Origin of the sequence: Chryseobacterium polytrichastri, assembly GCF_900142445.1 — a bacterium.
Lineage (GTDB): Bacteria > Bacteroidota > Bacteroidia > Flavobacteriales > Weeksellaceae > Chryseobacterium > Chryseobacterium polytrichastri.
On record NZ_FRAV01000027.1, the window covers coordinates 67193 to 76365 of the forward strand.

General features: G+C 35.4%; 5 protein-coding genes. 4 read left to right on the forward strand and 1 reads right to left on the reverse strand.

Annotated elements, in window-relative coordinates; genetic code table 11:
- The first annotated feature begins 5 nt into the window (after positions 1 to 5).
- The 3 genes from BUB80_RS16125 (at position 6) to BUB80_RS16135 (ending at position 5523) form a co-directional block, all read left to right on the forward strand.
- Complete coding sequence (locus BUB80_RS16125; protein ID WP_073294866.1) at positions 6 to 3347, forward strand: SusC/RagA family TonB-linked outer membrane protein; 3342 nt, start codon at positions 6 to 8, stop codon at positions 3345 to 3347.
- 10 nt (positions 3348 to 3357) lie between these two features.
- Positions 3358 to 4677 (forward strand): RagB/SusD family nutrient uptake outer membrane protein, encoded by a 1320-nt coding sequence (locus BUB80_RS16130; RefSeq protein WP_073294881.1) that lies wholly within the window; start codon positions 3358 to 3360, stop codon positions 4675 to 4677.
- 81 nt (positions 4678 to 4758) lie between these two features.
- Complete coding sequence (locus tag BUB80_RS16135; RefSeq protein ID WP_073294870.1) at positions 4759 to 5523, forward strand: LytR/AlgR family response regulator transcription factor; 765 nt, start codon at positions 4759 to 4761, stop codon at positions 5521 to 5523.
- 115 nt (positions 5524 to 5638) lie between these two features.
- Here the strand turns inward: BUB80_RS16135 and rplS are convergent, their stop codons facing one another.
- Positions 5639 to 5995, reverse strand: a complete 357-nt coding sequence (gene rplS / locus BUB80_RS16140) for a 50S ribosomal protein L19 (RefSeq protein ID WP_047398112.1) — start codon at positions 5993 to 5995, stop codon at positions 5639 to 5641.
- Positions 5996 to 6276: 281 nt separating this feature from the next.
- Between rplS and BUB80_RS16145 the strand changes: the two genes are divergently transcribed.
- Entirely contained in the window at positions 6277 to 9018 is a 2742-nt protein-coding gene (locus BUB80_RS16145; protein WP_073294873.1) for a fibronectin type III domain-containing protein, read from the forward strand.
- Positions 9019 to 9173: the final 155 nt, after the last annotated feature.

A 9173-nucleotide genomic window follows, 5' to 3' on the forward strand; every position in this document is an offset into this window, starting at 1 on the left:
CGGATATGAATAAAACGTTTATACTTTTACCTCTTTTGGTTGCTAATATTGCGTTAGCTCAAGAAAAGAAAACAATCACGGGGAAAATCCAGGATGGAGATACTTCACGTATGATTGCCGGAGCATCTGTAAAGATCGAAACGCAGTCTATTTCTACAAAGACCAACCAAAAAGGAATTATCGAGAGTGTCTCGATTGGGACAGTAACAGATAAAAATGGAAAATTTATCTTAGAAGTACCTGCAGATACCAAGTCTGTACTGGTAAGTTCTCTAGGATACGAGTCTAGAACCATTCAGATTGATGAAGGGAAAAATGACTATCATATAACATTAGTTCCTGTTTTAAGCGCAGAGCTTTCTGAAAAGAATAATATTCAGGAAGTAATCATTACAGGATATCAGAAAATTGAGAAACGCAAGCAGACCTCAGCGGTTGCAAGTGTAAAGATGGATGATATTAATCAAGCTGGTGTTGCCAGTGTAGATCAAATGTTAGCAGGACAAATTGCCGGAGTAGCCGTTACACCGGAAACCGGAGCTCCCGGAAGCCCTGCAAAAATTAGAATACGTGGAACAGCTTCTCTTTCAGGACCACAAGATCCTTTATGGGTGATTGATGGACTTCCGTTAGAAGGAAATGATGTGCCTAACTTTACCGATAAGGATAATATTGATCAGCTTCAGAACTTTTCTATCGCGGGATTAAACCCTAATGATATTGAAGATATTACCATCTTGAAAGATGCTGCAGCTACCGCTATTTATGGAGCAAGAGCAGCAAATGGGGTAATTTCTATTACAACAAAAAAAGGAAAGAAAGGAAGTTTAAAATTGAACTTCTCCGCAGATACTTTTGTTACAGCACGTCCGGATTTTGGTAAACTTAATCTTTTAAATGCATCTGAAAAGGTTGATTTAGAATTAATGCTTGCTAACCGTACCGACTTAACGTATCGTACTGATAAAGGGGAGGTGATGAGAATTTTAACCAAAAACGGTCAGCTTGATGCCTATAGAAACGGAGGTTTAGATGCGTTGAATATGTTGACGCGTCAGCAAATCGATGGCTTAAGAAACAGCAATACAGATTGGGGAAAATTATTGTATCGAAATGCGATCAATAAACAATACGGACTAAGTGTTTCCGGAGGTAGTGATCGTTCAGATTATTATTTCTCTTTAGGATATTATGATGAAGAAGGAACAACAATCGGTACAGGTTTCGAGCGTTATAACCTAACGTTGAAAAACAATTATAAGATAAGTGATAAACTTAATTTCGGAGTGTCTGTTTTTGGGACTAAAAGTGAGAGAACATCATTTGTTACAGATGCTGATGCTTCTATCAGTCCGATCAATTATTCAAGAAATGCGAATCCTTATTTGAGTCCTTACAATGCAGATGGAAGTTACAGATATGATCAGGATATCGATGGTTTTGAAAACAGATACATTCCTTTCAACTTTTTAGAAGAAAGAGAAAACACAAGCTACACACTGAAAAATCAGTCGTTAAAAGCCATTTTCGATTTAGAATATAAAGTATCAAAAGGACTGAAGATTACTTCGCAGTTAGGACTTCAGTACGATGGAAATCAGACAGAGAAATTTGCAGCTCAGAATACCTACTTTACCAGAAAAATGAAAGAAGGAACCCGTTATTATAAAGATGGCGCATACCGTTACTTTTTGCCGGATGGTGGGGTAAAACAAAATTGGGATAATAACTTCTTCCAATACAACTGGAAATTGCAGGGAAGCTACAGTACAAAAATTAATTCAGTACATGAGATTGATTTAATGGCAGGAACTGAACTTCGTAAAACAGAGGATAACACAACGGTTACAAGAGCGTTTGGTTATGATTCTGAAACAAGAAGAGCAACAGCAATTGTTTTCCCAAGCTCGAATTTTGCAGCGGAAAGAAAATATGAAACCTACCGTGAAATGCCTCCAATTGAGAACGCCTACGCTTCTATGTTTGCAACGGCTTCTTATACATACGATCAGAAATATACATTCTTCGGAAGTGTGAGATATGATGGTACTAATTTATTCGGGGTTAATAAAAAATACAAATACCTTCCGATTTGGGCGGTTTCTGGTTCTTGGTTAGTAACGAAAGAAAACTTTATGAAAGATCTTTCTGTTATTTCTAACCTTAGGTTAAGAGCTTCTTATGGTTTGCAGGGAAATATAGACCGTAACACTTCACCGTTCTTTATTGGTGAATACAGTGATGCAACTATTCTTCCGGGTGGGAAAGAAAACATTATCAATGTAATCAGTCCTCCAAATGATAAACTTCGTTGGGAAAAAACAACGAATGTGAATTTCGGATTAGATTTAGGCGTATTTCAGAATCGTATCAACCTTACTGCAGATGTTTACAGTAGAAAAGGAACAGATATGATCAGTATGAAAGAAACGCCTCTTGAAACAGGTTTTGAATATACGATGATGAACTGGGGAAGCTTAACCAACAAAGGTTTTGAATTGGCGCTATCTACCAGAAACATCAATAAAGAGAATTTCAAATGGTCTACAACCATCAATTTTGCGCATAACAAGAGTAATGTATTGAGCGAGCAACCTCGTGATAATGCAATGCTTCCTTCCAGAGAAGGTCTTCCTGTAAACGCTGTTTTTGCATTGAAAACTGCAGGAATGGATGAGAATGGAAACCCAATGTTCTGGAAAGGAAATGAAAAAATGAAGATTGAAGATTTCTTTGCATTGTATGATGTGTATGCAGATTTTCTTCCTGGTCAGTTGGTAGATTCAAAACTTACAAATGCTGAATTGAGAAATCTGTTTACCTATGTTGGAGATAGAGATCCGAAGTTTACAGGAGGGATTATCAATACATTTAAAATAAATAATTTCGACTTTACAGTTTCTGCGACTTTTAACCTGAAACAAACGGTAATGCAAACGCCTTCTTACCGTGGAATGGACTTGGATAGAGGAAGAAATTATACAAAAGATATCTATCAGGCAGGTGGTTCACTTCCGGGTATTACCAGTCCTGATATGGATAAGAATCCAGGTTGGATGGGGAATAAATGGCTTTCTGATAACCGTTCTAATGCCTACAGTCTTCTTGATATTTGGGCAAAAGAAATTAGCTATGTAAGAATTAGCAGTATTCGTCTAGGATATACATTGCCTAAAGAATTTACAAGTCCTATGGGAATTAGTGCTTTGAGATTAAGTATTGAAGGTCGTAACCTATTTGTATTCAGTAATGGATATAAAGGATATTTTGATCCTGAAACATACGGTAATATTTATGCACAGCCTATTACCAAGTCGGTTACGGTAGGATTTAATGTTTCTTTTTAAAATTGAAAAAATGAGAAAAATTACAACATTCATTGCGGTTGCAGCACTAAGTTTTTCCAGTATAGGATGCGATCGTTTTTTAGATATTCAACCTGAAGGGAAAATCATTCCTATGGACGTAGAAGATTATCGTAAGGTACTGACTTCGGCGTATGCAAAATATCCGATCCACAGATCTTTGGTGGCTCTTCGTACAGATGAGCTTAATGTAGATGAAAATACAAGTGACTTTATTGCGTATCGTGAGATCGCGATGTGGAAAGATACCAATAACGATTCGTCTACGATAGAGTTTCCTTGGGTTAGCTTTTATTCAGTGGTCTTTTATCTGAATCAAATCATTAATGAAGGTAGTAAGACTATGGCAGAATCTCCTGAAAAGAAGCAGATTTTGGCGGAAGCTTATGCGCTTCGTGCATATGTTTATTTTGATATGGTTAATTTATATGGGAAACCTTATAATGCCGCTACAGCATCTCAGGATAGAGGAGTGCCTATTAATTTAGAAATTGATCTTGAGCAGGTTTTAAAACCTTCCAGCGTACAGGAAGTTTATAATCAGATTCATGCAGATACTAAAAAAGCAGATGAGCTTATGGTAGAGCAGAAGCAGGTATCAGGCATTAATTACAGATTCTCTAAAGTGGCATTATTGGCTTTTGAGGCAAGAACAGCACTTTATGAAGGAGATTGGAATAAAGCGTTAGGCTATTCAGACCAAGTATTGGCTATTAAAGGAGAATTAAGCAATTTAAATACATCCAATACAGCGCCTAATCATTATGCTTCTGTAGAATCTATCATGGCTCTGGACAATGCATTTAACAGTGCGGTACAGAATTTATCATATGCTTCTTCGGATCTGATTTCAAAATATAATACAGCTACAGACAAGAGATTTGCCATTTATTTTGAAAAGAATAATAACAAATATAAAGTGATCAAAGGCGGAAGTTCAGATTTCCGAGTGTCTTTCAGAACATCAGAATTGTACTTTATAAAATCTGAAGCATTGGTTAAATTAAACAGATTTGATGAAGCCAAAGAAACCCTTCTTAAAGTGGCAAAAAACAGATACAATGCAGCTGGATATTCCTCTGTTCAAAATGATATCAATGCAATGAGCTCTACAGAATTCATGAATTTTATGATGGATGAGAGATTCAGAGAATTTGCGTTGGAAGGGCAGCGTTGGTTTGACTTAAGAAGATTGAATCAGAAAAAAATAACGCATACCATTAACGGACAGGAATATACTCTTTTACAGAATGACGTAAGGTATACCATAGAGTTCCCAAAAAGTGCTAAAAAGAATAATCCATTCTTATAAAAAATTAACATTCATATTAACAACCCCTGAAACCGCTTGAACTTAATTGTTTTAGCGGTTTTTTTGTATTTTTGCAATGTTATGAAAATTGCAATCATAGAAGATGAATTATTGGCGGTTAATTATCTAAAAGATCTTTTAGATAAACAAAGCATCGTTCCTGTTACAGAAACGGTGATTCTTCGTTCAAAAAAGCAGGCTATAGATTTCTTTAAAAATGATTCTGCGGATCTTATATTTATGGATATCCATTTGGGTGACGGGATGAGTCTGGATATTTTTGAGCAGGTGGATCTTTTTACACCGGTTATTTTTATTACCGCATTTGATGAATATGCGATGCGGGTTTTCAAACATTTTACCATAGATTATCTCTTAAAACCTTTTGAAGAGGAAGACTTGCATAAAGCCTTACAAAAATTCATTTCCATAAGAGGAAATTTTGATCCTGAACCTGTACTAAAATCTATTTCTAGCTTATATCAGGCAGAAAATCCTGAAAAGATGAAGCACTTTATGGTAACAGACGGAAATAAAATCAGGTCTGTAGATGAGGAAAGTACTGCTTATTTTTTTGCATCCGGTAAATATCTGTTTTTAACAGCGAATGATAATCGAACCTATATTTATGATGATACAATTAAAGATATCATTCATAAATTAAATTCTCAGCTTTTTTTTAAAATCAACCGCAAGTTTATCATCAATAAAAATGCGATTGTTGAAATCATTAAGCATACAAGCCAAAAGATTGAATTAAAACTTTCTCCGCCTCCTGAAATTAATTCAGATGTATTTGTCAGCAAAAGACAGATTACTGACTTTTTGCAGTGGATAAATATGTAGTCTTAAGAGAATAAGCTTGAGGGTATTCTTGAATCATTTGATGATGATTCTTTAAAAAATAAAAAGAGACTGTTCAAATATGAACAGCCTCTTTTTGTATGTATTGTTGTCTGAATTATTTCTTCTTGTAAGAAGCATCTTTAATTCTAGCTTTCTTACCTCTAAGATCTCTGAAGTAATAGATTCTAGATCTTCTAACTTTACCTTTTCTGTCAAGTTCAATTTTTTGAAGAGCTGGCATGTTGATAGGGAATACTCTTTCTACACCTACATCACCAGACATTTTTCTGATAGTGAAAGTTTTTGTAGAACCAGTACCTCTTAATTGGATAACTGTTCCTTTGAAGAACTGAGTTCTTGTTTTTTGTCCTTCCTTAATTTCGTAATAAACAGTGATTGTATCACCTGCTTTGAATTCAGGGAATTCTTTTTTTGTAATGTACTTGTCTTGTACGTACTTTAATAAATCCATTATTAATAAATAAAATAGTTAGGCTAAGCAACTTACACGGACTTCGTCAGAGGTTGAATAACAGGCTGCAAATATATGAAATGTTTTTTGAATATGCCAAATAATTTTTTGTTATTAAACTACATATTTTCAGTGTTTTTAGCTTTAAAAATTAACATATCCTTTACGTAGACAGCAGATAGAGTTTATATGGGAATTCTACTTTTGCCCGAACTAAAAACGGCAATAACCATTTTCCCAATCATTACTACACAATTTAAAACTCAATACACTACTTAATTATGAAACACTACTTATTTTTTTTCTTTTTTGTCGTCCAGATGGCATTTGGACAGGCTTTGTATCCGTATTTACAAAACCCGACACCCAATTCTATGATTGTTAATTGGAAGACCTCTTCTAATAATGAAACAACCGTTATTTACGGAAATTCCCCAACAAGTTTGAACGTTACCGTTACGGGAACAACAAACATTTTTTCGGATACAGGATATAATAATAACTATTATTACCACACGGCGAAGATCACCAACTTGCTGCCGAACACGAAGTACTATTATAAAATAAAAACGGGAACCAGCGAATCTGCAGTTTACAACTTTAGAACATTGCCTTTACCTGGACAGCCTGTAACCGCAAATGGAAAAATTCGTTTCCTGATTATGGGAGACAACCAGATCAAAGCTGAACCGAGATACGATACCTTAACCTTAAATGCTTATAAAAAGTTAAAAGAGAAATTTGGAGCTACTTCAGATCCTTCTGATAACGTGGCGTTAACTTTTATGGTGGGAGATCAGGTAGATGTAGGAACGCTTGATCATTATGAAAATGTACATTTTAAAAAGAATATTAATTTATCGCCCTATCTTCCAATTCAAACAACTGTTGGAAACCATGAAACGTACGGAACAATGGGGATGAATTCTTATTACGCTCATTTTTATATTGATGAAATTAAATATAAAAATATCACTTCAGGAAATGAGAATTATTATGCTCAACAGGCCGGGAATGTTTTATTCATCAGTTTAAGCTCAGAACATACAGGTTCGGCTCAACAGACTTGGCTTCAACAGATTTTAAATGAAGCAAATAATGACCCAACAGTAGATTGGATTATTTCATTAAGCCACAGACCTTATCAGGCTGAGCAATATGTAGGAGATATTTCAACTTGGGTAAGAAATAATGCTGTACCGCTTTTAACGACATCTAGTAAATATTTGATGCATGTTGGTGCTCACCATCATTTATATCATAGAGGACAATTGAAAGATTCTCCGAATTATCAGTTGATTTCTGGTGGAGTGGCTTGGGATCAATATTGGGGAATGTCTACCGAACAGGATTTTGATGATGTTCAGAAAACATTAACAGACTGGACGTATCAAATTGTTGAAGTGGATGTAGCCAGCGGAAAAGTGGATGTTGAATGTTATTCGATTGGTGGAGTTTACACGAAAAAGAATAATGAATTAATAGATACATTCCACAGGTATAAAAATCAGCCGAAGCCTGCAAAACCGTCTATTACCAATACTTTTTCAGCGCCTATAACATTGCCTTTAACGTTAAATGGAAGTGCTTTTTCATCGTCTAGCAACGAATTATTAAATACAACTCAGTTCTTAATAAGTAAAGCAGCCGATTTTTCTGTTATTGAAAAAGAATTCTACAGAGATTACGAAAACTGGTTCGGGAAAGACGGAAACGGAACGCCGGATAAAACTAAAAACCTAAATGCCGGAGTAGATATCACCAAAGCTACCATTGGAACCAATGCTATTTCAAACGGAACTTATTATGTGAAAACCCGTTACAGAGACAGAAATCTAGAATGGAGTGATTGGAGTGATGTGAAACAGTTTCAAGTTACAGGAAGTGTAGTTTCTAATCCTACATTTGTTTTAGATAAAACAGAATACACCCAAAACTCACCTATCACAGCGACTTACACAGGCGGTCCTGGAAATCAGCAGGATTGGGTGGGGATCTATAAAAAAGGACAGAGCCCTGCAGGAGTAACGTCTCAAGGTTTTATTTATACGAACGGACAAACTGCCGGAACAGCTCTTTTCACGAATGGGTTGCCTAATAAAGGTCAATATTACGCAGGATTTTTTGCCAACAATGGTTACACAGAAATTACACCAAGAAAAAATTTCTATGTAGGTCCGAAAGTCGTTTTACAGGCAACAGCAGATACATATCCTGTGGGCGGAACGGTAACTGTTAATTTCAGTAACGGTCCCAATTTAGTAAAAGACTGGATCGGAATTTATAAAATGGGACAAACTCCGGGAACCAATACTTCTATTAAATGGGAGTATGTAACGACAGCTTCAGGAACGCTTAATTTTACAGGGCTTCCAAAAGGATATTATTATGCTACTTATTTGCTTGAAGACGGATATACGCCAATTGGTGAAAAAGTTTTCTTTAAAGTGGGAGACATTGTTACTGAACTTTGGGCTAATAAACCAATTTATACTTTAGGGGAAAGCATCACTGCTTCTTGGACAGATTCTCCGGGAATTATCAAAGACTGGTTGGGAATTTATCCTCAAAATATTCAGACACCAGATGATAATTTTGTTTCTTATACATATTTTGATGGGGTAACTCAGGGAACAAAAACAATTCAGGGAACAGCAGTTCCTGCGACACCTGGAAATTATTATATGGTAATGTTTACCAATGATTCTTATACGGAAGTTTCAAACAGAGTACAGTTTCAGGTTTCGGGGCCAACATTAGGTACGGACGAAGTTCATAACAGTACTACGAAAAATGTAGTTTTATATCCGAATCCTACAAAACCTGGTCAGCCAACATTCATTAAGAGTGATTATCCAATTGATAAAATTGAATTACTTTCTGCGAATGGGGACCTTTTGTATGAATCAAAAAATATCAACAATCAACGATTCTCTTTGGTGAATGAAAACCTTCCAAAAGGAGTGTATTTTGTGAAAGTTCACACAAGAAAATTATTTACTTTGAAATTGATTATTCAGTAAAATTTCAATTTAAATATCATAATAAAAGCGGGAGAATTATTTCCCGCTTTTTCTATTTAATTGTCGCGTCCTAAAATAGGTTTACAGAAAATATACTTATTATGGAAAAACGAGATAGGAATAGAGAAAAGCGTACACAACGAGATTATACAATG

Excerpts from the sequence above, each read along its gene's own strand:
- BUB80_RS16125 (WP_073294866.1), top strand. The coding sequence starts at position 6 with ATGAATAAAACGTTTATACTTTTACCTCTTTTGGTTGCTAATATTGCG.
- BUB80_RS16130 (WP_073294881.1), top strand. The coding sequence starts at position 3,358 with ATGAGAAAAATTACAACATTCATTGCGGTTGCAGCACTAAGTTTTTCC.
- BUB80_RS16135 (WP_073294870.1), top strand. The coding sequence starts at position 4,759 with ATGAAAATTGCAATCATAGAAGATGAATTATTGGCGGTTAATTATCTA.
- rplS (WP_047398112.1), bottom strand. The coding sequence starts at position 5,995 with ATGGATTTATTAAAGTACGTACAAGACAAGTACATTACAAAAAAAGAA.
- BUB80_RS16145 (WP_073294873.1), top strand. The coding sequence starts at position 6,277 with ATGAAACACTACTTATTTTTTTTCTTTTTTGTCGTCCAGATGGCATTT.